The 23,703-nt window shown below is 41.7% G+C and carries 17 protein-coding genes; 8 read left to right on the forward strand and 9 right to left on the reverse strand.

Going from position 1 to position 23,703, the window contains the following annotated elements:
- Positions 1-75: 75 nt before the first annotated feature.
- The 7 genes from BLT94_RS00415 to BLT94_RS00445 all read right to left on the reverse strand — a co-directional run bounded on the left by BLT94_RS00415 (position 76) and on the right by BLT94_RS00445 (position 9,740).
- The gene (locus BLT94_RS00415) at positions 76-858 is read right to left on the reverse strand and encodes an ATP-binding protein (protein ID WP_014956687.1); all 783 of its coding nucleotides are present in this window, start codon (positions 856-858) and stop codon (positions 76-78) included.
- 69 nt (positions 859-927) lie between these two features.
- Entirely contained in the window at positions 928-1,221 is a 294-nt protein-coding gene (locus BLT94_RS00420) for a hypothetical protein (RefSeq protein WP_014956688.1), read from the reverse strand.
- 151 nt (positions 1,222-1,372) lie between these two features.
- Entirely contained in the window at positions 1,373-2,278 is a 906-nt protein-coding gene (locus BLT94_RS00425; protein WP_014956689.1) for a dihydropteroate synthase, read from the reverse strand.
- Between the two features lie 82 nt (positions 2,279-2,360).
- A complete protein-coding gene (gene acsC / locus BLT94_RS00430; RefSeq protein ID WP_092229392.1) occupies positions 2,361-3,701 on the reverse strand; it encodes an acetyl-CoA decarbonylase/synthase complex subunit gamma in 1,341 nt (446 codons plus the stop codon).
- A 92-nt stretch (positions 3,702-3,793) separates the two neighbouring features.
- Positions 3,794-6,007: an acetyl-CoA decarbonylase/synthase complex subunit alpha/beta gene (gene acsB, locus BLT94_RS00435; RefSeq protein ID WP_014956691.1), complete on the reverse strand. Its 2,214-nt coding sequence runs from the start codon at positions 6,005-6,007 to the stop codon at positions 3,794-3,796.
- A gap of 73 nt (positions 6,008-6,080) precedes the next feature.
- The gene (gene cooS / locus BLT94_RS00440) at positions 6,081-8,117 is read right to left on the reverse strand and encodes an anaerobic carbon-monoxide dehydrogenase catalytic subunit (RefSeq protein WP_092229394.1); all 2,037 of its coding nucleotides are present in this window, start codon (positions 8,115-8,117) and stop codon (positions 6,081-6,083) included.
- A 75-nt stretch (positions 8,118-8,192) separates the two neighbouring features.
- Positions 8,193-9,740: an acetyl-CoA decarbonylase/synthase complex subunit delta gene (locus BLT94_RS00445; RefSeq protein WP_092229396.1), complete on the reverse strand. Its 1,548-nt coding sequence runs from the start codon at positions 9,738-9,740 to the stop codon at positions 8,193-8,195.
- A gap of 485 nt (positions 9,741-10,225) precedes the next feature.
- Between BLT94_RS00445 and BLT94_RS00450 the strand changes: the two genes are divergently transcribed.
- The gene (locus BLT94_RS00450; protein ID WP_092229397.1) at positions 10,226-12,001 is read left to right on the forward strand and encodes a formate--tetrahydrofolate ligase; all 1,776 of its coding nucleotides are present in this window, start codon (positions 10,226-10,228) and stop codon (positions 11,999-12,001) included.
- A 165-nt stretch (positions 12,002-12,166) separates the two neighbouring features.
- Here the strand turns inward: BLT94_RS00450 and BLT94_RS00455 are convergent, their stop codons facing one another.
- Together BLT94_RS00455 and BLT94_RS00460 are read right to left on the reverse strand one after the other, a co-directional pair.
- Positions 12,167-13,024 (reverse strand): bifunctional 5,10-methylenetetrahydrofolate dehydrogenase/5,10-methenyltetrahydrofolate cyclohydrolase, encoded by an 858-nt coding sequence (locus tag BLT94_RS00455; protein ID WP_014956695.1) that lies wholly within the window; start codon positions 13,022-13,024, stop codon positions 12,167-12,169.
- Between the two features lie 13 nt (positions 13,025-13,037).
- Positions 13,038-13,670, reverse strand: coding sequence for a cyclodeaminase/cyclohydrolase family protein (locus tag BLT94_RS00460; protein WP_092229398.1), 633 nt, complete (start codon positions 13,668-13,670; stop codon positions 13,038-13,040).
- Positions 13,671-14,102: 432 nt separating this feature from the next.
- Between BLT94_RS00460 and BLT94_RS00465 the strand changes: the two genes are divergently transcribed.
- The 7 genes from BLT94_RS00465 (at position 14,103) to ispE (ending at position 23,678) form a co-directional block, all read left to right on the forward strand.
- On the forward strand, positions 14,103-15,434 hold the full coding sequence (locus BLT94_RS00465; protein ID WP_092229400.1) for a PocR ligand-binding domain-containing protein: 1,332 nt from the start codon (positions 14,103-14,105) through the stop codon (positions 15,432-15,434).
- Entirely contained in the window at positions 15,431-17,152 is a 1,722-nt protein-coding gene (locus BLT94_RS00470) for a sigma-54 dependent transcriptional regulator (RefSeq protein ID WP_092229403.1), read from the forward strand. The genes BLT94_RS00465 and BLT94_RS00470 overlap by 4 nt, the downstream gene beginning before the upstream one ends.
- Positions 17,153-17,550: 398 nt before the next feature.
- Positions 17,551-19,452, forward strand: coding sequence for a methyl-accepting chemotaxis protein (locus BLT94_RS00475; RefSeq protein WP_092229405.1), 1,902 nt, complete (start codon positions 17,551-17,553; stop codon positions 19,450-19,452).
- A gap of 328 nt (positions 19,453-19,780) precedes the next feature.
- Positions 19,781-21,907 carry an acetate--CoA ligase family protein gene (locus BLT94_RS00480; protein ID WP_092229407.1) on the forward strand — a complete coding sequence of 709 codons (2,127 nt, stop codon included), beginning with the start codon at positions 19,781-19,783 and terminating at the stop codon, positions 21,905-21,907.
- Between the two features lie 29 nt (positions 21,908-21,936).
- Positions 21,937-22,476 carry a 4'-phosphopantetheinyl transferase superfamily protein gene (locus tag BLT94_RS00485; protein ID WP_092229408.1) on the forward strand — a complete coding sequence of 180 codons (540 nt, stop codon included), beginning with the start codon at positions 21,937-21,939 and terminating at the stop codon, positions 22,474-22,476.
- A 24-nt stretch (positions 22,477-22,500) separates the two neighbouring features.
- A complete protein-coding gene (locus tag BLT94_RS00490; RefSeq protein WP_092229410.1) occupies positions 22,501-22,803 on the forward strand; it encodes a DUF1844 domain-containing protein in 303 nt (100 codons plus the stop codon).
- Positions 22,800-23,678 (forward strand): 4-(cytidine 5'-diphospho)-2-C-methyl-D-erythritol kinase, encoded by an 879-nt coding sequence (ispE, locus tag BLT94_RS00495; protein WP_092229411.1) that lies wholly within the window; start codon positions 22,800-22,802, stop codon positions 23,676-23,678. Before BLT94_RS00490 ends, ispE begins: the two co-directional genes overlap by 4 nt.
- Positions 23,679-23,703 lie beyond the last annotated feature (25 nt).

Here is a 23,703-nt window from a genome sequence, read left to right on the forward strand (position 1 = left end):
TTTGGCAAAAAAAATCAGAAAAAGAATCGTTGATTCGATCTTGTCCAGGTTAGGAATTAATTAAATCCGCAGTCCTTATGAAGACAGTTTGATCAATTTTTTTGTGATATCTTTTAATTCTTCCGGTATCTGGTTAATGTCATCAAAGGGCCGTGTTCCATTTCTGTCAGAGGTAACAATTTCATCCATTTCAGGAATAAATCCCAAAATCTGGTAGCCAGGCATACTGTCTTTGATCAATTGCCTGTCTTCTTCTGATTTTACCCGGTTTCCCAATACCACAATATTTTTAATCCCGATATCCTGGCCAAGTTTTCTTATTTTGTCAGCTGCCACCCGGCTTCTTTTGCCAGGGTTAACCACCACAATAAGTGCATCCACAGATCCTGAAGTGGCTCTTCCCAAATGTTCAACACCTGCTTCCATATCCATTATTACAACTTCATTTCTGGCTAAAACAAGGTGATTCATCAAGGCTTTTAAAATGGTTGATTCAGGGCATATACATCCTGATCCTCCTTGTTGAACCGTTCCCATGACCAGCAGTTTAACCCCGTCTTTTTCTATGGAAAACCGGTCAGGAATATCATCCACCTTTGGATTGAGTGTGAAAAATCCGCCCATGGTGCCGGGCTGAGCCCCGGTTCGTTCTGCAATCAGATCGGATAGTTCTGAAACCGGGGTGATTGGTTTTGATTCATCAATACCAAGACCGGCAGCAAGATTAGCCACGGGATCAGCATCAATGGCAATGACTTTTGTGTCTTTATCTAATGCGGCAATGCATCGTGCAATTAAAGAAGTGATTGTTGTTTTACCAACTCCTCCTTTGCCGCCAATAGCAAGTTTTAAGCTCAAAATAGGTCTCCTGAAATTTTAAAAAGTAAATTCTCCTTGATTTGATCCTGAATTCAATCAGGAATTCAGTCAGGATATTTTTTCCAATATGCTTCCCTTATGGTCCAGTAAAAAAACGTCATATCCGTTTTTTTGAGCCTCATTCAAAAGGTCTTCTTTTATAATGGCCTGAGGCTCATATTTTTCGTTGATTATATCCTTGGGCATGATAAGGAAGCATTGCATTGCAATTTCTTTTGTTGCAAATGCAGGAATAAAAACAGCGTTTGTTTCTTTATCAGTATAACCCACAAATTGTTCGTCTTTAGTCCCGGGATTTTGAACAACAATATAATACCAGGTTTCTTTTGTCTGTTCAGTCAATTTTCTAAATTCCTCCTGAAAGGTTTGTGTCTTTCAAATATAAGCCTATTTTATACAAAATAAAGGTATAAAATAGGCAATACAAAGAAAAAAAGCCCCTGTCCTTCATACTGGATCAGGGGCTTTTAAAAGCTTTAGGGCTTAGGAAATACTAAATTTCAAGCCATGAATCAGAATAGAGTGTTTCGCCCATAATGACTTTATAGGTTTTTGCATAATCCTGCAGTTCTTTATCCAGGCCTGCAATATCAGGTTCATTGCCATCCATCATGCCGTAAATCAGGTCAACGATATCCTGACGCTGGCCTTTGGCAATAGCAGTCAATTGTTTGTCAAGGGGATCAGAAATGACGGATTTCATACCGTATTTTTCAAGCATAACCATGTAGGTCTGATTGAGAATGCCGCGAAGATGTTCCGGAGGTCCATTGGAGATATTGGAAAGACCGCAGGTAGACTTAGCACCCGGTGCAATCTCTTCAAGCATCATCTGGAAATTCATCAGACTCATCAACTGCTGCTGCTGGATATTGACTGGGGTTACAATACCGTCAACCCAGATCCGTTCATTTGCAACGCCCGCTTCGTTGGCAAAATAAATCAATTCAACGGCAAGGGCGGCTCTTTCATTTTCATCTCTTGGAAGACCTTCCGGACCCCACATCAGTGCAACAAAATCAGCATCGTATTGAGCAGCCAGGGGAACCATTTTTTCATATCTTTCAGGACGTGCCATAATAGAATTGATGATATGCGGCTGATCAGCAGGTTTACAAACTTTAAGTCCTGCTTCAATGGCATCAATGTTTGATGAGTCAAGAAGAAGGGGCATTCCCGGAACAGCTTCCTGAACAACATTGACAACCCATGGCATTAATTCGGTGCCGAATTTTTTTGCAGGCCCCAGGTTGATATCAATATAATCCATTCCCAGTTCTTTTTGTCTTAAAACTTCTTCCTGAATGGGTACTGGATTACGTTTGGCGGGATCTGCTTCTTTGAATTCTTTTCCAATAACTCTGGAAATGACATTCAGACTTTCACCAAATAGTATCATGTTCTCTTCCTTTTATAATTTAAGAATATTTTATTTTTAAAGCCGGGGCATTGATTGAAATTGCCCCGGCTTTTCGTGAGTCTTATTTTGATTTGAGGAATGCAGGCAGATGTGCCGCTTCCCTTGGTCCGACTGTAATGGTCCAGCCGGGTAGTTCTTCTTCAATATCACCTGCAATAGCTGCAGCATAACCCGGAATAATGAGTTCAGTGTGTTTTACCTTGTCCATTATGCCGCTTTTCTTAACAAACATGCCCACATCGTCACCGCCGAATTTACCGGCAGCCCATGCAGTCAGAACAGAAAGACCTTCAGAATCTTTGATCAATAACCATGCAGGAACTTTACTGGCTTCAATTTCACCTGAAACGATAAAATAGGTCAATGCAAAGTTAGTGGTTACAAGAACCGGAGAATTTTCATCCGGGTTCCCAATTTCAAAAATACCTTCAGTTACGGTCATGGGACGCTGGGGATCAGTATAGATATTGAGTCGTTCAAGCAACAAGGGGAACAAAGATTCTGACGTAAAATCAGACACCACAACAATACCGCCGTATTTTGCAACCATCATGCCGGCAATCAGTGTTTCCATATCAAGGTTGGAAGCCATTTCGCAGGGGAATGTAATGGTTGGGAAACCCAAGGCTTTGTTGGAAGCTTTAAGAGCAGCACGCCGGATGGCAACCTGATCTTCAAGAGCTTGTTTGATCTCTCTTGAACCCGGATCAATTACCAGATCTTTAAGTCCCATGCCTGTCAGTTTTTCCGTCAAAGGCTGGAGTGCCTCAACTGAATCGGCTTTCACTGCCAGGGGCAGATCATTGTCTTTTGCCAGAGCGCCCATTTCGTCAGCATTATCAGCAGTTGCAGCATAAAGCAGAGGACGTTTAAAACCGGCAGTTTCAACACCGGCTTTCATAACATCAATGTCCTGAGTCATCAGAACCAGGTTGAATTCCGATTCTTTGGCAATTTTACCTGCAACAGTTGCAAAAGCTTCAGCACCGTTACCCGCATCTTTTACAACCAGAAGCTCAGGTCTTAGATTAAGGCCTACACGCTCATACTGGAAAGCATTGTAAATTTTAAGGGTTTTATCAAGTTCTGCCGCATCAATGTCTGAAGATACAGTTGCTGCAAGAATTGTTGGGTTAAAAAATGTTTTTTCATGTCTGTAAAGAACTGTTTCTCCACCTGTTGTGGTTTTGCGGACACCTTTACCAAGTGCTACAGGCCGGATAGGTGGTGCTGATGCTTCAGCCAGTTGTTCTTTTGCTTCATCTGAAACATAAGGACAGCTATCAAGTTCAGCCTTTCCAGATGCAAGATTCATTGCAAAGGCAAGGCATGTAGGAACTCCGCACTCCTTACAATTTGTTTTGGGTAGGAGTTTGAATATCTGTATACCGGTTAATGCCATTTTTTTCTCCTTAAGTGTTAAAAACCTTATGGTAAAGGCCCGGCAGCATTATTTCTGGTGTGAAAAGCTGTCGGGCCTTTTTTGTTTAGTTATTATCCAACAATAGATTCCATATTAAGAGCAGGATGGCCTTTTTCCTGGAGGAACGGAAGAATCTCTTCTTCTGTAATTCCAACAGTTTCATCCGCGATCATGTCAAACAGACCTGGAACACCCATCTCTTCTCCACGGGCTACAATACGATCTTTGAGCTCTTCTTTGAGCATCTTGGGCATCCACACCATTCTCAAAAGACCACCATCACCTAAGATAAATTTACCCTGGGTGATATTGTGTTTGGAATGACCGACAAAGCCGGGTGAAGAAGCACCACCGCCCATAACACCGGCCAGTGTGGTAAATTTCATACCGCATGGAGTATCACCTGTGTAATCACGTCCAACAGTCATTACACCGTTACATGCAGGCAGCATGGCAGCAATACATTCGCAGCAGCCACAGGTGGTCATTGGATCATGAACCATTGAATAGAAGTTGTAATGGGTAACCATACCTCTGGAGGCTTTATAAATAAAATCATTTACCCCTTTAAACTGACCCAGTTTAGCATCAATGACCTCGCCCTTTTCGATGGGCTGATTTGGTCCGGTTGGGTTGATTTCATAGGCAGCCTTGCAGTCCATCCAGTTGTAAGCGCCGCACAGCCCTGTTCTTTCCGGGCTTACAGAGCAGACATGGCTGGGGGCAAAAGACTGGCAGAGTGTACAAGAGTAGAAGATATCCACATCTTCGTCTTTCATGGTGTCAACACGAGCGTCACGCAACTGGTAGTTCTCTCTTGCAGTGGCGGTCATCTTGTCAACATCTTCAGGATTGGTGTACAGGGTGACTTCAACCTTGTCCACAATTTTGGTGAAATCCTGATGGAATTTGGCATGGAGAACCGTACCAATATCTTTCAGAGTAAAACCTTTTTCAATTGCGGCTTTAGAAATACGGATCCAGGAGATATCCCTTTGTCCGATATGCATGATGGTCTGAATATAATTGATCAGATGATGAATCTGACGTTCCATGATGGGCTCAAAGTCTTCTTGGAATTCACGACCGGCAATCTGGACAAAAATTCCCAGTGGGAAAGTTCCGCCTTCTTTGATGCCGTCAAGATCAGGACCAACAAGATTTATCTTGCCGTCTTCGATTTCATTCATGTCCGCCATTTTAACAAGCTCTGTGCATTGGGTCTTTCCACCACCGCACTGGGCATAAAGGTCTGCGCCTCTTACACGCTCACCTTCATAAGCCGGACCAAATGCACATGGAATATCAATATCAGCAACCTGTACTTTAAGGCCCCTGACTTCAACTGATTTTTGTACCATGTCTTCATGGGCAACCGGTGCAACAACATGCTCATATGTACAGATACCTGTTGGTAAAATTTCAGGAATCGGTGTGTCAGCAATTGTCGGGAAACCCCAGTTAACACAACCGGCTGCTGCAACACCCCATTCGGTTCCAACATCACCCAGGGCGTTGACAAATGCAAATACCCTTTCTTTGTTGTATTTCAGGATGGTTTTGTAATCACCAGGCTGAACACCACCAAATGCCATGGCTGCTCTGTTGGCAAAACCAAGTGCAAATACGGCAGAAGAAATGTCCGGACCAAACGGTACGATACGGGTGTTCCATCCAACCTGCATTCCGGCATCCAGGCATTGCTCAATAATGGTATTGCCATTATGATTGGCAGCACAGAAGATATAAAGGGATCGTTTCTGGTAATCTTCAACGATCATTTTTGCAATTTCTTTATTGGGCGCTGCACCAACCATGGCTGCAAAACCGGGAGCTGAACCATCAACAAATTCAACACCACGTTTTCTCAAAATAGTATCATCAGCAGCACCAACCCAGAGTTTGCCGTTATCAACATCAGGATCTTCCTGAGCAATGTAGAAATCAGGATCATTCAGATATCTTAAAGCTTCTTTTACTTCATAAGCGATAACACCTGCCATACCGGCATCAAGAAGTGGCCCTAAGTACGGAAGCCAGTTTTTCAATTTCAAATGGGGTGGGAGAAGCCCTCTTGCAAACGCCAGAGGTGCTTTAAGGTCTTCTATAGTCTCTACTTTAAGTCCGGTCAGTGAATAGATTACCGGCAGATAGTATGCTGTGTTTGGGAATCCTACTTTTGTACTTGCATCATAGGTCTGAAGTGCTTTTTCAAGTTCACCTTCAACCTGGGCAACCACTTTGTAACCACCCTGAATGGCAGCAAATGCGATCAATTTTGACATATTCTGTTCCTCCTTCGTTGAGGATTTAATTTATTATTTTTCTGTGTAAACAGTTTTTTTCCTCTGAAATTAATTATGCTTCAAGGGCCTGACGGGATGCCATATCCATCATAACTCTTTCTCTTGCCTTATCAATGCCCAGTTCTTTTCTCTTTTTGTCAATATGGGCAATCATGAGTTGTGCATGTTTAACAGGATCCACTTCAAGATCCCATTTTCCGCCATAAATATTTTCCATTTCTTTGGAGATATAGTCATGGAATACAGGAGCGCCTGATGTGGGCAGAGTAACACCAAATACAGTGTATACACCTGAAGCAACAAAGTAATGACCAATGGAGATGGCTTTTTCACTCATCCATTCGGGCGCACTTCCTGCAACCGGAAGATCACAGATATCGTTGCCCAGTCCGCCTGCTTTTACAACTTCTGTTGCAGCAAGAAGGATACGGCTGTTGTCTACACAGGAACCCAAGTGAAGAACCGGTGGAATACCAACGGTTTCACAGATTTCAGCAAGTCCGGGACCACAGTGTACTGCAGCGGCTTCAGGAGTCAAAAGTCCTTCCATGGCGCAGGCAATAGCGTTGCAGCCGGTAGTAAGAACAATAACATCATTTTTGATCAATTCCTTGACCACTCTGACATGACCGTCATTGTGTTTTGTTCTGGCATTGTTACAGCCAACCACACCGGCAATACCACGGATACGGCCGTTGATGATATTGTCATTCAAAGTGTAGTAAGTGCCGCGGAATGTCCCGCCAAGGTGATACTGGATGGATTCAACACCAAAACCGGCAATCTGTGTGGTTTTGTAAGGCGGAATCACAACATCTGTGCCACGGTTTGCAAAATTGTCGATGGACATTTTAACAATTCGTTTGGCATCTTCCAGGGCATGATGTTCATCAAATTCAATATGGATGACATTATCCTGTTCCATTTTGGCAATAGGATGGGTGGTGATCAATTTTGTATGGAAACATTTTGCCACATTGGCAAGGTTCTGCATGATACACTGGATATCAACAACCATGGCATCACAGGCACCGGTAATGATGGCAAGTTCCTGCTGAAGGAATGTGGCAGCCGTGGGGATACCGTGGCGCTGGAGGAGCTCATTTGCTGTACAGCAGATACCGCCCAGCTGAATGCCTTTGGCACCTTTTTCTTTTGCATAATCAATCATTTCCTGGGACTGGGCAACAGCAACCAGTATTTCGGAAAGAACAGGCTCATGACCATGAACGATGATATTGACATGATCTTCTTTCATGATGCCCAGATTGGCTTCTGACTGAAGGGGATAGGGAGTTCCGAAAAGAACATCCTGAAGGTCTGTAGCCAGCATGGAACCGCCCCAGCCATCAGCCAGTGCAGCTCTTGTACCCTGTTTCATGAGGTTTTTATAATCCTGATCAACGCCCATGTGGGTTCTGTGCATGATTTCAACGATTTCCCGGTCAATGTTTCTGGGAAGAACGCCCTGTTTTTTCCATTTTTCATATAGAGCTTCAGGAGCTCTCTTCATATAAAGAAGTTCACCAGATGGTTTTCCCCATTCGGCCATAGCAACTTCACCAACTTCAAGAGCGATTTCATCAATATCTCTGTCTTTTGTTTCTCCATCCACTTCCACGGTTGTTGCAACGCCAAGGTGGGGAGCAATAGCCAGCAGTTTTTCAGTGTCTTTGATCTGATAGGCTTCTGTTTCTTTTCTGGCGGCTGATAGAAATACTTCTGCCACGCAACGACCATGATCGGAATGAGCTGATGCACCACCGGCAATCATCCGGATAAAGTTTCTGGCTGCAATGGTGTTTGCAGTGGCACCGCAAAGACCTTTTCTATCATCTTCGCCCTCAATGCCGCCTTTGGGTAATGGGAGCCTGCAGGGACCCATAGAGCAGTTTTTACAGCAGATACCCTGCATACCGATAGCGCAGGGTTTCATGCTAACGGCTCTGTCAAATACCGTATCAATACCTAATTTCTGGGCGCGAGCCAATAACTCCTGGGTTCCCAGGTCAATGGACGCTTCTTTGGGATCAGCCAGTTTGGGCGCTTTTACTGCTTTAGCAACTTTTGCTTTTTTATCTTCTGCCATTAGAGGTTCCTCCTCTTATTGATTGTGTAATGATTCTTAAAAGATGATCATTTGTGGTATGAATACCATACGTTATCATCTTCTATGAGTCCTGTTCAGGCTCTCCATGATTCTTTCAAGTTGTGTCATCTGGATGACTGCAGCCGTCATGCTGACGGTTGTTTTAGGTGCAGTCGCTCTTGCTGCCGCGGCTTTTTCTCTTTCTGCGGCACGTTTTTCCCGGATTGCCTGTTCTTCTGCTTCACGTTTGTTTACAGCGTCTTTTTCAGCCTTTTTTTCAGCTTCTATTTTCGCTTTGGCTTCGGCTTCAGCCTTTGCCTTTGCAGCTTCTTCAGCTTTGGCTTTTGCTTCTGCATCAGCCTTTGCTTTTGCTTCCAGGTCGGCTTTGGCTTTGGCATCGGCTTCAGCCTTTGCTTTAGCTTCTGCTGCCGGATCTATAGCAGGTTCTGCAGCAGCTTCTTTGGGAGCAGCAGCGGTTTCAGCTTTAGGTGCGGCTGCTTTCGGTGCCGGCGCTGCAGCTGCTTTGGGTGCTTCTTTTTTAGCGGGAGCTGCTTTTTTGGCAGGAGCTGCTTTTTTCTCTTCCTCAATTGTGAGGTCAGCTTCCGGTGACATGGCTGCAAAATCAATCTCAACATCATCAAGCCGTTTGGTAATTGGAGCAACGTCCATTGCAGAACCGCCGTCGGAGATCAAATCAATGAATGACTTTGCAAGTTTGATGGACTCGGGATGACGCATTATCAATATGCTGGAACCGGCCAGAAGATAGGATACTGCACCGACAGCTTCCATCAGAATAGCTCTTCTTTCAGGATCACCCAGTTCAGGTGCATCTGCAACCGTCTGTTTGGCTTCTTTACATTTCCAGACTTCATTTCCAAGGTTGTTGATCATGGGATTCTGGAGTTTGTCATCACCCTGGGTCATGGCTGCCTGTGTGAGGCGTTCCATTACAGAGTAGGAATATTCAAGACCGTATCCCAATCCGCCTGTGGTGGGATCGACAATTACTTTGTCAAGGGGCATTCCAAGGTTTTCAAGAAGGATGTTAACCTGTTTGGCAAGGTTGACATCGATGGGAGAGGAGGAAATGATTGTGTGCCCATATCCCATGGCAGCAGCACCAATCCCTTTGTGGTTTTTTTCTTCTACCGGCCCTATGATCAGGTTTTCACCCTCACACACCTCGGATATTTTTTTCAATACTTCTTCATCCTTGGCAGGGACGGCACATCCCCAGATAATCAGGGGAACATTGATTGCAGCTAAGACATTTTTAACGGTGGCTGCTGCATCATCTGCACTGGCATCCTTGTCATTCGGATCTGTGCTTTTTAATTGCAGAACAATGGCTTGGGCACCATATTCTTCAACGCATTTTTTTGCCCATGCCGCAGTGTCGGACACTACGTCTTTGAACGGTGCAAGGGCTGCTTCCGGCCAGTCTTCGGGGGTTATGTCCCAAATTTCCATTGCAATAACTGGTTTGTTGGGCATATCTCCTTCGAACTGGTAGAAAGGATAACTGGTTTGGCCGCCGACGGTAAGGGTATTATCACCTTTTCCTATGGTGATGCCTTTGATACTGCCGGCATAGCTTTCTTTGGTTATTTCAAATCCCACTTTTACCTCCTAAGATTAAAGATAGTTATGAGTTGGGGGGGGTTAAGATTAAACTGACAGGACTTTATCAGAAAAGGACAAATACGAAATGGAAGAGCCAAATCAAACTCAGACAACACTAAATTGATATATAGTCCCATATAAATGTCCTTCATAATACACTTAAATTAATTATAATCAGGATATGATTTATAATCTGTAACTTTTTTTGTCAATAGATGAGTTGATTTAATGGTTTTTTGATTCAATCTCCAAAAACCTTTATGTGGCAGGCATTTTAGCCAATTCTTATAAGGGGCTAAATGGTTGAATGGAATTTAATTAATAAATTTTAATTGTGTCAGCGAAAAAAGTTGATTTTTTATATTTTATTTAATAGGTAGGATGTTCAGTTAGAATTTTTGATCAATAAAGTATATATTTGTTTCATCATTATTATACTGGCTCATGTTTTGAGTCCACAGCAATAAAAAAAGGAGTAAATCATGGCTTTAGATCCAACCAAACATTTAGATTGGGAAATTGCAGAAGATGCAGAAAAAACAATGCTGAAAATTTCTGAAATTGGTGAAAAACTGGGATTGACAAAAGAAGAACTTCTTCCCCAGGGTCACTATATTGCAAAAATAGATTTCCAGAAAGTACTTGAACGTCTTAAGGATAAACCCGACGGAAAATACATTGATGTAACCGCAATTACACCTACACCGCTTGGTGAAGGCAAGTCAACGTCTTCCATGGGGCTTGTCCAGGGGCTTGGTAAACTTGGGAAAAACGTTTGTGCTGCCATTCGTCAGCCCTCCGGTGGCCCTACTATGAATATCAAGGGATCTGCAGCCGGCGGCGGTTTGGCACAATGTATCCCTTTGACCCCGTTTTCACTTGGTTTCACCGGCGACATCAACGCCATTATGAATGCCCACAACCTGGCAATGGTTGCTTTGACCTCCCGTCTGCAGCATGAAAGAAATTATACTGATGAGCAGCTGGAAAGATTGTCCGGTATGAAAAGAATCGATATTGATCCCACAAAAGTTGAAATGGGATGGATTATGGATTTCTGCTGCCAGGCATTAAGAAACATCATTATCGGTATTGACGGTGTAAATGGCAAATCTGACGGTTTCATGATGAAATCAAAATTCGGTATTGCGGTTTCCTCTGAGGTAATGGCTATTCTTGCCATGGCCAATGATCTTAAAGATATGCGTGAAAGAATGGGTAAAATCGTTGTGGCCTATACCAAGAAAGGTAAACCTGTAACAACTGAAGATCTTCAGGTCGCAGGTGCCATGACAGCCTGGATGGTGGAGGCACTTAAACCTTCTTTGATGCAGACCCTTGAAGGACAACCGGTTATTGTTCATGCAGGACCGTTTGCCAATATCGCCATTGGTCAAAGTTCCATTCTTGCAGATAAGGTTGGTCTGAAACTCGCCGATTATCATGTCACTGAATCCGGTTTTGGAGCGGACATTGGTTTTGAAAAATTCTGGAATCTCAAATGTCGTTATTCAGGCCTTAAACCGGATTGTGCTGTTGTTGTCGCAACTATCAGGGCACTTAAATGCCATGGTGGCGCTCCTGTGCCTGTTCCCGGAAAACCCATGCCTGAAGAATACAGCACGGAAAATGTGGAATGGGTTGCCAAAGGATGTGATAACCTTATTCATCATATTAGAAACGTCAGAAAAGCAGGTATTTCTCCTGTTGTATGTATTAATGCATTTTATACAGATACGGACGCAGAAATCGCAAAAGTGCGTGAATTGAGTGAAGCAGAAGGTGCAAGAGTGGCCCTTTCCCGTCATTGGGAACAAGGTGGTGACGGTGCAATTGAATTTGCTGAAACCGTTATCGAAGCCTGTGAAGAGAAAACAGAATTTAAATTTCTTTATGAGCTTGACATGCCGATTAAAGAAAGAATTGAGCTTATTGCTAAAGAAGTTTATGGTGCTGACGGTGTTGATTATTCAGCAGAAGCTGAACAATCTCTTGCCAGAATCCAGGCTGATCCAGAACTGGCTGGTCTTGGCATGTGCATGGTTAAAACTCATCTGTCTCTGTCTGACAACCCCGCTCTCAAGGGTGTGCCAACAGGCTGGAGACTTACCATAAGAGAAGTCCTAACCTATGGTGGTGCAGGCTTTATCGTTCCTGTTGCCGGCGCTATCAGTCTTATGCCGGGGACTGGATCAAATCCTGCCTTTAAACGTGTGGATGTTGATGTGGAAACAGGTAAAGTACAGGGTGTATTCTAAATTAAGTTGATCGTGTAAAGAAAATAGCATGAAATAGAAGAAAATGGCGTTCAATCCAAGCTGGATTGAACGCCATTTTTATTTTTATATTAAAGAATTTATAACTTATTGAAATCAGATGTTTTTCATATCTTGTTGTGGCAGGTTAATCTGCCATGGCAGTTATTATGAATTCTGCATTTCACAGGCCATAATGGTATGTTTGCAAAGTACTGATGTGGTGACTGATCCTACTCCCGCCGGAACAGGAGAAATTTTTTCAACAATAGGTTCAGCGTCTGCAAAATTAACATCGCCACAGTATTTTCCAGGATTGTCAGGATCGGCATTTATGCCGACATCAATCACAATCTGGCCCGGTTTGACAAAGTCGGCTGTTACCATTTTTGCCCGTCCTACAGCAGCAACCAGAATGTCAGCATCTTTGCAGACATCAGGTAGGTTTTCCGTTCTTGAATGACAGATGGTTACTGTGCCGTGTTCCCTTAATAGCAGCATGGCCATGGGCTTTCCAACCACAAGAGATCGACCAAGGACTACGCATTTTTTGCCTTTGATAGGGATATCATAAAAATGAAGCATTTCCATACAGGCTGTTGGAGTGCAGGGGGGGAATCCTGTGGCATCATCTGTAAAAACTTTTGCGGCACCCCCGACTGTAAGGCAGTCCACATCCTTTTCTACAGGGATGAGAGATCTGATCTTCCTTTCATCAAGGCTTTTTGGAAGTGGAGAAAACATCAGTATTCCATTGACATCTTTTTTCGCACCAATTTCTGTTACAGCTTTTTCAAAAGAGGCCTGATCAATATCTTCAGGGTATTCAAATACCTCGGAATCCATTCCAACAATTTGACATGTTTTTTTTGCTCCACCTTCGTAAAACAGATCATCCGGACGGGCACCCACTCTTATAATTCCAAGTTTAGGTGTAATCCCTTTTTCTTTAAGAGACGCCACTTTTTCTGTAAGCTCAGCTTTGATTGCGTCCGCTACTGGTTTTCCTTTTAGACTTTCCGCCATTTTTTACTTCTCCCTATTTCGTTAATTTGGAAACCACAAGGTCAAAGGTTTCATCAGCAATTTTTGATCCGTCCTTGAGAAGTTGATTCATCTCTTCGCGGGTTTCTTTAACAAATATCTGATCTTTTATTGCGTTTAAGTTAATAATTACGTTGAGGCTTCCTGAAACCAGGGCAGCTTTCATAAACGCAACACCGCAGCCTACATCAGAGATGGCGATCATGGTTCCAATCTGACCCATTCTTTCATGGATTTTTATGCCTTGATAGGCTTTTCTCATGATTTCCATGGGAACGGAACAGGCTGTCTTACAACAGTCTTCCATTGTTTTTTCTTTGTATTCGATCTCTTCGGGAGTTGATCTTGGCAGTCCATAAGCCTTGGAAAGCGGCTCAAATACTTCAGCATCCTTGTCAACAAGGGTTTCCAGTTCGGCAATAACTTTTGCACCGTTTTCAATCAATTCTTTTACTTCGTCTTCCACGTCAGCATATTTTTTTTTACCAACAGTAAGATTTCCAACCATGTTGGAAAGTGCCATACCAATAGCACCTCCCATTGCAGCGGCTCCGCCACCGCCTGGAACAGCTGCTTTTGATGCCAAAACATCGTTGAAATCTTTACATGATTTATCCAGCATAGACATTTTTCTGGTTCTCCTTTATATTTTATTGATGATAAGTTACTTTTTTACCCAGATCACCTATATCGAACCCCTTTTTATCTGTCAAATCAAATTTCACAAATCAAAGTTCGCCAAAAAATGAAATAGATCTGATTCAGTAGTTTGGAAATCATTTTGTATAAGCTTTAACAGGCAGACCAGGTATTTCATTCGGGGTTGCTCACAACAAAGATTGACTTTCATCTTTGTTGTGAGTAAACCAAGGTGAAAGACTTGGTCTGCCTGTGGCAGTTATTAAAAAAATGGGTGGAAAGCATTGAAACTATTATTCGGTTAAAAAACTAAGGAGTATATCGCTCCATCCTGAAAACAAGATTATTATGCGGTTTGTGGGTTCATTCAAAAGACATTCGTCGGTAATTTTAAGGAGAATAAGAATTTTTTGGGGTAACAATGAAATACAGTTTCAAAGAACTGTTTGACCTATCTAAAATGCAAAAGTTAATCAATGAATTTTCCAGGTTCACTTCAATCTCTTTGAGTATCATCAGTATGGATAGAGATGTTCTAATCTGTTCGGGATGGCAAAGGATATGTTCGCAATTTCATATGCACGATCCACAGACCAGAAAAGAATGTTTAAAAAGCAATACAAAGATCAGGAGAGAATTTAAGAAGGGAGTTCCTTTTGTTATTTACAATTGTCCGCATGGTTTGGTTGATGCATCGTTTCCAATTGTCATAGCAGGGAAACATCTTGCCAGTCTGGTTTCAGGTCAGATTTTTCTGGAACCGCCAGATAAAGCCAAAGAAAAATTCTTCAAAGAGCAGGCACGAAAATTTGGTTTTGATGAGGCATTGTATCTTAAACTGTTTAGTGAAATTCCGGTTTTTACAGAGGAAAAATTTCGATCGGTTCTTTTTTTTCTTGCACAAATAGTACAAATTATAACTCAATTGGGAACTTCCAGATTGAATGTGCTGGAAGCTGAAAAGCGTTTGAAAGTGTGTGAAACCAAGTTGAAAAGTTCGTTTAAAGAATCTGCTGAAGCCCTTCATATCAGCTATTTGGCTTCCCTGGGTGAACTTTCCGCCGGAGTTGTTCATGAGATCAATAATCCGATTGCAGGTATCATCAGCATAGCAGAAATTCTTGTGGATCAATTCCATAAACTTGGCGGGGATAAAAAAATTCCAGAACGAATTGTTCATGAAGGAGAGCGAATTGCAAATATTGTAAAAAATATGCTTTCCTTTGCAACGGACAAAAAGGATGAACGCAATTTCGTATATATTTATGATATCCTTAAGCTGACACTTGAGCTTGTGGAAAAACAGATCATTAAGGACGGCATAAAATTGTCTGTGAATATCCTGTCTGATTTGCCCGGAATCAATGCATGCAGTCAGGAGATCCAGCAGGTTTTTTTAAATATTATCAGTAATGCACGTTATGCATTAAAGAAAAAATATCCAACCCCCCATGAGAATAAAATTTTTGAAATTAAAGGGAAAGTCATTATAATTGAAGAAAAAAAATATGTGCGATTGATATTTTATGACAGAGGGCTTGGAATTCCCAGGGATTTTTTGGATAAAGTGACAGATCCTTTTTTTTCAACCAAACCCAGGGGTGAGGGAACCGGACTTGGGCTTTCCATAAGTCATGGCATTATCGAAGCCCATGGGGGAAAACTTTTGTTTGAAAGCAAAGAAGGTGAATATACAAAAGTCATGGTAGATCTTCCAATTCATAAAGTGCCAAATCCAGAAGAAAAATTATGAAATCAAAAATTCTTATAATTGATGATGAAGAAAATATCCGTTTTGGTTTTGAAATGATCCTGTCTGATCAGGGCTATGATGTGATGACGGCCAAAGATTATGATTCTGCGCTTAAGACTATTTCAGGTATTGAACCTGATTTGATAATTACCGATATCATCCTTGGGCGGCGTACGGGAATGGACCTTCTTGTTGAAGTAAAAAAAAGAAAATTGCTCTGTCCTGTTATCATGATAACGGGCGAACCGAACCTTGAGACATCAACAGATGCCGTCCGGCTGGGGGCATTTGATTACATTCCCAAACCCATTCGAAAAGAGACTTTGTTGCGCATCGCCGGTATGGGACTTCAACACAAAAAACTTCTGGACAATAAAAGGCAGTTGAAGTTGGAGAACATAAGGGTCCGCCGGAATATGGAGGCCATATTCAGAAGTTTAAAAGATGGAGTTATCACTGTTAATAATGATTTGCAGGTGATTGAAGCCAATGAATCCGTAAAAAAAATCTGCAGGTTTTCCATCAAAGAGATTGTTGGAAAAAATTTTGAAAAAATTCAAACCGATTGCAGCAGGTCTTGTCTTCCTGTTTTGAAAGAGACGTTGAGAACAAAAAAAAGCATTGGGGAATTTAGAGTTGAATGCAGGCATCCCGACCAGCCCCGTCAAGTCGTTCTTTTGACCAGTTCTTCGCTTAGAAGCCATGCCACGCAGTCTCTTGGTGCTGTCCTGGTTGTCAGGGATATCACAAGGCTTACAACCCTTGAGCTTGAGTTAAAAGAACGTAATCAATTTCATGGAATTATCGGGAAAAGCAGCAAGATGCAAAATATTTATAATCTTCTGGAAAATCTTGCAGATACGGATACTACGGTTTTGATTACAGGAGAGACCGGAACAGGCAAGGAACTGGTTGCCCATGCCATTCACTATAACAGCCCACGCAAAGAAAATCCTTTTATAAAAGTGAACTGCAGTGTTCTGTCTGAAAATCTTCTGGAAAGCGAATTGTTCGGACATGTTAAAGGTGCCTTTACCGGTGCAGTAAAAAATAGGAAAGGCCGATTTGAAATGGCGGATCACGGCACTATTTTTTTAGATGAAATTGGTGATATTTCTCCTTTAATTCAGCTTAAACTTTTAAGAGTTCTTCAAGAAAGAGAGTTTGAGCGTGTTGGGGATTCAATCCCGATAAAAATTGATGTGCGTATTATTGCTGCGACAAATTGTAATCTAAAAGAAAAGATAAAGCTTGGAGAAATCAGGGAGGATTTATATTATAGAATCAAGGTTGTTGATATTCCTATTCCTTCGCTGAAAGAGAGGCGAGAAGATATACTTCTTTTGTCGGATTATTTTTTAGATCGTTTTAACAAGCGTTTTAAAAAACAGCTCAGCGGTTTGTCAAATGAAGTGGTTAATGCATTTATGAATTATGCTTGGCCTGGAAATATAAGAGAATTAGAACACGCAATAGAGCATGGGTTTGTTTTATGTCAGGGTAAAACCATGAGATTTGATCATTTGCCTTTGGAAATAAAAACTTGTTTAAGGACTGAAAAACCGGGGCGTTTGGGACAAGTTGCCGTCAATAAAGAAGATCTGATTCAGGCGTTAAAAAAAACCGGTTGGAACAAATCCAAAGCTGCGCGAATTTTAGGGGTAGGGCGCAGAACAATTTATCGCAAGATCGAACAATATAAAATTTCAATGCCGTAAATAAATGTGTCTGGCACAAGTATGTGCGGCACACTTGTGTGCTACGCACATCTTCTTTGTCTTTTGTCTTGAAAAAAAATATTAGCTTAACATATTGATATCGTAATGAAATTAATTGTATTTCACCCATTATGTCTGGGTGGCATGCAAATTGATATAAAATCCCCCGGTTTTATAAAATTTACGGAACGCCAATATGGTCGAAATACTTTTAGCCGATGATAAAAAAATTATCTTTCGGTTTTTTTTACCATGATAATTGCGGACACAGGGTTTTCAGTTGTATAGCCGGGATATTTGATGGTCTAAAAGACAAGTCGTTTTGTTCAAGTTATAAAATTTTTGATTTTTACAGTGCATTAACCATAATTAATTTTAAATCAAATAGGAGATTGGGGATGTTTAAAAAAATGAAGCTTGGTACGAAAATTTTTTCAGGGTTTGCGTTGGTACTTGTTTTTCTTTGTATAGTTACTTTTATTGGTTCTAAAAGTCTGTCAGGCGTTGTTGACAGGGTGGAAAAAGCCGATGATGTGAATCGCATAGTTAAAACTATTTTAGAAACGCGACAACAGGAAAAAAATTATATTATCCGTGGGGGTGACACCTATATAAGCAAGGTTGAGGTCGACATAAAAAAGTTGCTTGAGCAGGCTGAGGAAGCAAAAATTAAATTTGATCAGAACATCGATAAAACCCAGATAGACAAGGTGATTGAAAAAGCAACTGCTTATGCCAGGGCTTTTAAAAAATATGTCGAGCTGAATTATCAAAAGGATAAGGCCATGGAAGAAATGCAGTCTATGGCAAGGCAAGTTCTGGCACAGAGTGAGGCCATCCGGGCAGATCAGAAGCAACAGCTGGCTGTAATAATGGACAATGGTGCTGATAATGATAGTATCAACGACAAGCTTGAAAAGGCGGATGATGCCAATAGAATCATCAAATGGTTTATGGATGCTCTTAAAAACGAGAAGGAATTCATCATATCCAAGGGAGAAAGCAATTGGCGAAAAAATGTTGAAACAGATTTGGCAAAAATCCTTGCCTTGTCAATGGATTTGAAATCACGGTTCGAGTTAAATAAAAATATTGAACAGATTGATTCGGTTATTGCAGCTGTTCATGTCTATGATAAGGCGTTTGATAATTTTGTGCAGCTGATGAAGGAACAGGAAATCACAGATGCTGATATGGTAGCAGCCGCAAGGAGTGTCAATGAAATCTGCACGGAAGCAAGGGCGGATCAAAAGGCAAAAATGGAACATCAGATTTCAACTGCAAATCGTATCATCCTCATGGCAACCTTTATTGCTATTTTTTTGGGTATTTTATTTGCATTTATCATTACAAGGGCCATTACCAAGCCTTTGAGCATAGTAATCCAGGGTTTGGGCGAAGGAGCCAACCAGGTTGCTTCAGCCTCAGGTCAGGTATCTTCCGCCAGTCAGTCTCTGGCTGAAGGTTCTTCACAGCAGGCAGCCTCGATAGAAGAGACCTCGTCTTCCATGGAAGAAATGTCTTCCATGACAAATAAAAATGCTGAAAACACCAAAGAAGCTCAGAATAAAATGGCTCAAGCTCGCGAGATCGTGGGGAAAGTCAATAGCAATCTGGAAGAGCTGTTTAGCGCTATTAAGGAGATCAAAACCTCCAGTGATGAAACCGGCAAAATTGTTAAGACCATTGATGAAATTGCGTTTCAAACCAATTTGCTTGCCTTGAACGCGGCGGTTGAGGCGGCCCGGGCAGGAGAGGCAGGCGCAGGTTTCGCAGTTGTAGCCGATGAAGTAAGAAATCTTGCCATGCGTGCTGCAGATGCGGCAAAAAATACAACTGAGTTGATTGACAGTACGGTTGCAGCAGTCTCAAAAGGAGATAACCTCACAATAAAAACCCAGGAAGCGTTTAAGGTTAATATTGAAATTGCAATGGCCATAGGAGAGCTTATTGATGAAATTTCAGGAGCATCAAGTGAACAAGCTATTGGTATTGAGCAGGTTAATATTGCCGTTGCCGAGATGGATAAGGTTGTTCAACAGAATGCTGCCAATGCTGAAGAATCTGCTTCAGCTTCAGAAGAGCTGAATGCCCAGGCAGAACAACTAAAAGATTATGTGGGTGATCTGACATCTCTTGTAACAGGTGAAATTAAACAAAAGCACACACATTCTCCCGTTTGTATAAAATCCATACCGGTCAATCCTAAAACAGAAATGGATTCCGGAACCAGGATGCTGCCTAAACCTAAAAATGAAATAAGGCCAGATCAAGTCCTTTTATTTGATGAAAATTTTTAATGTTTGATTTTCCGTCACAGGGTATTTTGCTTTATATGCCCCATTTTATATTCCTGCTTTGCATTTCAAATTTGAATAATTTCCATGGGCAGACCTGGTCTTTCACCCATGTTTGCCCACAACAAATATTTAAAGTTTCTGTATGAATTTTTGAAGACTTTCAGATAAAAAAACTGCTTGTGATTACATTGCTGTATGAAAGCTTAACATTGCCGATAATTATTTATTAGATGATACTATGGACAGATAAGTTCTTTGTTTTATGTTAAGGGCGTTATGAAAGTTTTATAAATATAAATTTTTATTGATAGAATTATCTGGGGGGAGTATGGACAGGCTGGACGCAATTTTCGCACCTGAAACCATAGCGGTTATTGGGGCGTCAACACAAAAAGGCAAAGTAGGTCACGATATCTTTGCCAATATTTTATCCGGAGGGTTTAAGGGAACGCTCTATCCTGTTAATCCAAAAGCAAAATCGGTTTTAAGTGTAAAATGTTATACGCGTATTGCAAGCATTCCAGATCCCATTGATCTGGCAATGATTATTCTTCCTCCAAAAGCTGCTTTGCCTGCTGTAGCAGATTGTATTGCAAAAGGGGTTAAAGGGATTGTAATTGTATCTGCCGGGTTTAAGGAAGTGGGAGGAGAAGGTGCCAGGATTGAAAAAGAAATTAAAGCCTTGTGTGCCAACGCAAAAGTAAGACTGGTGGGACCCAATTGTCTGGGAGTGATCAATCCTTCTCCCAAAGTGTCGTTGAATGCCAGTTTTTCAGCACGCATGCCCAATCCCGGAAATGTTTCTTTTATTTCTCAAAGCGGTGCGCTTTGCACTGCCGTGCTTGACTATGCAGCAGATAAAGGATTTGGTTTTTCAAAATTTATTTCAATTGGAAACAAGGCAGATGTGGATGAACTGGATTTATTAAGATATTATTATAATGATCCTGACACGGATGTGGTGATGATATACATGGAAGAACTCTCCCGGAGCGCGGAAGAATTTATTTCAGAAGTCAGACAGATGACCTCCGGAACCAATCCAACTCATGTTATTGCCATTAAATCAGGTTCCTCTGATGCAGGTGCAAGGGCCGCTGCGTCACATACCGGAGCCCTTGCTGGTTCTGATGCCTTGTATGATGCGATTTTCAGCATGTCGGGAATTTTGCGGTGCGCAACGGTGAATCAATTGTTTGATTATGCTCAGGCCTTTGCCGCAAACAAGTATCCCACAGGAGATAAAATTGCCATTATCACCAATGCTGGAGGACCCGGTATCATTGCGACAGACATGAGTGAACAATCCGGTTTGAAATTGGCCACATTTTCTGATGAAACCGTTAAAGAATTGAAAAAATATCTGCCGTCCACAGCCAATTTTCATAACCCGGTGGATGTGATCGGTGATGCCGCAAAAGACCGGTATGAAAATACACTGGCCACTGTATTAAGTGATCGCGGAGTGGATGCTGCCTTGATCATTTTAACCCCGCAATCCATGACCGATGCCATTGGCACGGCCGAGGCTATTGTGAAGATTGCCAGGAACAGCATTAAACCCATTGTATGCTCGTTTATGGGAGTTGTTGATGTGTCTGATGGCGTCAAACTTTTGCAGAAACATAAAATTCCAGTTTACCAGTTTCCGGAGAGTGCTGCCAGGTCTTTGGGTGCGCTGAGAGAAGGAATGAAGTGGATTTTCAGAAAAATTTTGCCACAATATGATCTGGTTTATGACACTGCTAAAGCAAAGCAGATCATTGACAGATATATGAAGGAAGGTAGGCTGGTTTTAGGTGAGCTGGACGGAAATGAGATTCTTAAGTGCTATGGATTCAACACATTGCCAATGGAGTTGTCTAAAAATAAAACAGAGGCCTGCAAAATTGCCGAGACCTTAGGATATCCGGTTGTCATGAAGATTGTCTCTCCTGATATTCTTCACAAAACAGATGCCGGTGGTGTTGTGGTGGGGCTCGAAGACAGTGAGAGCGTGGCAGAAGCTTTTGAAACCATCATGGAAAAATCCCGGGATTATAATCCTGATGCCGTGATAGAAGGTGTTCTGATTCAGAAGCTGGCCCCAAAAGGCAAGGAAGTTATTTTGGGATTGTCAAAAGATCCGGTTTTCGGACATGCTGTTATGTTTGGGCTTGGGGGGATTTTTGTTGAAGTCTATAAGGATGTTGTGTTCCGCTTGTCTCCTATGGGCAGAAACACGGCAAGGAGAATGGTTAAGGCGATAAAGGGGTATCCTATCCTTGAGGGGCTGCGGGGGGAGAAACCGTCGGATATTGAAATTATGGAAAAACATATTGTTTCTTTAAAAGCCATGGCTGATAACCATCCTATGATCAAAGAACTGGATATTAATCCCCTGTTTGTACACGAAGAGGGTCAGGGCACAACTGTTGCCGATATTATTATCCGGCTGGAAAATCAGGAGAGCTGATTATCTTTTTATATCCGGTTATTAAAAAGGTGCCTGAAGCCATTCAGGTGTTGAAAGGAAAAGATAAAGTGGCTGCCTTGAGCCTGTTTGCCAGGGAAAGTGCCAAATCTTCTGCCCTTAAATCAAAATATTTAATAGACAGGTTTATGAAAGATGATCTGGGGGTGCCAGAGCCATCAAATGGTTATTTTTGGTCTGTCAGCCATAAGCTGGATTTTGTAGCAGGGGTTGTTTCAATGGAAAAAATCGGCATTGATGTGGAACGGCTTAAAGATGTTTCTGAAGCGTTATTTCAAACGATTGTTGATCCTGATGAAGCTGGATGTTTTTGGGGTCAGGATAAAAATATTATTTTCTTTCGGGTATTTACAGCAAAAGAAGCCGTATTAAAGAAAACAACAGACGGGCTTAAGGGGATGTCAAAAGTAAAAACAAAACAGGTTCATGATGATAAAAATATTACCCTTGAATATTTAAATACAAAATATTTGGTTGAAAATTTTTATTTTGACGGTTACCTTGCATCCGTTACCAAGGATTGTTTTGATGTCCAATGGGCATTGGAATAAGAAATTTATTCAAGGAGAAAGAAAATGGCCAAAGGAAACGGTTTTACAATGAGCAATGCTTCTTCAGGCACCAAAGTCCCATTGCCGAAAGTTGATTTTTCAAGCTTTATTATGTCTTTATATTCATCAGGGCTTGTTCAGCTTGGCAAGGTTGAGGATCCTTCAACAGGAAAAAAATCCGTTAATTTTGACCTTGCAAGGCACACAATAGATATGATTGCCATGCTGGAAGAAAAAACCAAGGGCAATTTAACCGAGGAAGAAAACAACCTGCTCAAAGCACTGCTTGTTGAAATCAGGATGGCATTTGTCGAGGCAAAAACTTGAGACAAAAGTATAAATCCTTTGCAAAGATAAACCTTTTCTTATATGTCACGTCCAAGCGCAAGGATGGATACCATAATCTTTATTCATTGATGACACGTATAGATCTGTGTGATGATATCTATATTGATTTTTCACAAAGAAAGATGTCGATTGCCTGTGATCATCCGGGTGTTCCGGCAGATGAATCAAACCTTGCTCTTAAAGCAGCCAGGGTATTTTACCATCGGTTGAAAATGAATAGGCGTGAAGAAAAAAATGGTCTGTCCATTGAAATTGTAAAAAAAATTCCTCCGGGCGGAGGGCTGGGCGGAGGCAGCAGCAATGCGGCAACTGTGTTAACGGCTTTGAACACACATTTTAATGCGCCGTTTTCAACAAAAGAATTGATGAAAATAGGTCTTAGTCTGGGTGCTGATGTTCCTTTTTTTATTTTTGGAAGTCCGGCAATTGCCAAGGGTGTTGGAGAAAGGCTTGAGAAAGCACCAAATCTGAAATCCTGCCATATTGTATTATGTGATCCCGGGGTAGCTGCCTCAACAGCAAGGGTATATAAAAATATTGATTTTAATTTGACATCAGAACAAAAATATACTATAAATCCTGGTCTGAATGTGCCGTTACGGGGACAGGGATTTGATTTAAGGGGGCGGATGCACAATGATCTTGAAGAATCAGCGTGTCGATTGTATCCCGAGATCAAGGAAACAAAAGAAGAGATGGAGTTGTTGTTGCAACAACGGGTGTGTATGACTGGAAGCGGCTCATCTCTTTTCTCTCTTTTTTCAGAGCGTACAGCTGCAAAACAAGGCTGTGAAATGCTTTTGGAAAAATGGGCCGGCAGTAAAAGAAAAGTGTTTCTTTCCTCGTTTAATTAAATTGTAGGTTTTAAGTGCTTAAGTT

Origin of the sequence: Desulfobacula phenolica (assembly GCF_900105645.1) — a bacterium.
GTDB classification, from domain to species: Bacteria; Desulfobacterota; Desulfobacteria; order Desulfobacterales; family Desulfobacteraceae; genus Desulfobacula; species Desulfobacula toluolica.

What these genes read in the sequence shown, in the direction of transcription:
- BLT94_RS00425 (WP_014956689.1), bottom strand. Translation starts at nt 2,278, where the DNA reads ATGATACTATTTGGTGAAAGTCTGAATGTCATTTCCAGAGTTATTGGA.
- acsC (WP_092229392.1), bottom strand. Translation starts at nt 3,701, where the DNA reads ATGGCATTAACCGGTATACAGATATTCAAACTCCTACCCAAAACAAAT.
- acsB (WP_014956691.1), bottom strand. Translation starts at nt 6,007, where the DNA reads ATGTCAAAATTGATCGCATTTGCTGCCATTCAGGGTGGTTACAAAGTG.
- cooS (WP_092229394.1), bottom strand. Translation starts at nt 8,117, where the DNA reads ATGGCAGAAGATAAAAAAGCAAAAGTTGCTAAAGCAGTAAAAGCGCCC.
- BLT94_RS00450 (WP_092229397.1), top strand. Translation starts at nt 10,226, where the DNA reads ATGGCTTTAGATCCAACCAAACATTTAGATTGGGAAATTGCAGAAGAT.
- BLT94_RS00455 (WP_014956695.1), bottom strand. Translation starts at nt 13,024, where the DNA reads ATGGCGGAAAGTCTAAAAGGAAAACCAGTAGCGGACGCAATCAAAGCT.
- BLT94_RS00460 (WP_092229398.1), bottom strand. Translation starts at nt 13,670, where the DNA reads ATGTCTATGCTGGATAAATCATGTAAAGATTTCAACGATGTTTTGGCA.
- BLT94_RS00465 (WP_092229400.1), top strand. Translation starts at nt 14,103, where the DNA reads ATGAAATACAGTTTCAAAGAACTGTTTGACCTATCTAAAATGCAAAAG.
- BLT94_RS00470 (WP_092229403.1), top strand. Translation starts at nt 15,431, where the DNA reads ATGAAATCAAAAATTCTTATAATTGATGATGAAGAAAATATCCGTTTT.
- BLT94_RS00475 (WP_092229405.1), top strand. Translation starts at nt 17,551, where the DNA reads ATGTTTAAAAAAATGAAGCTTGGTACGAAAATTTTTTCAGGGTTTGCG.
- BLT94_RS00480 (WP_092229407.1), top strand. Translation starts at nt 19,781, where the DNA reads ATGGACAGGCTGGACGCAATTTTCGCACCTGAAACCATAGCGGTTATT.
- BLT94_RS00490 (WP_092229410.1), top strand. Translation starts at nt 22,501, where the DNA reads ATGGCCAAAGGAAACGGTTTTACAATGAGCAATGCTTCTTCAGGCACC.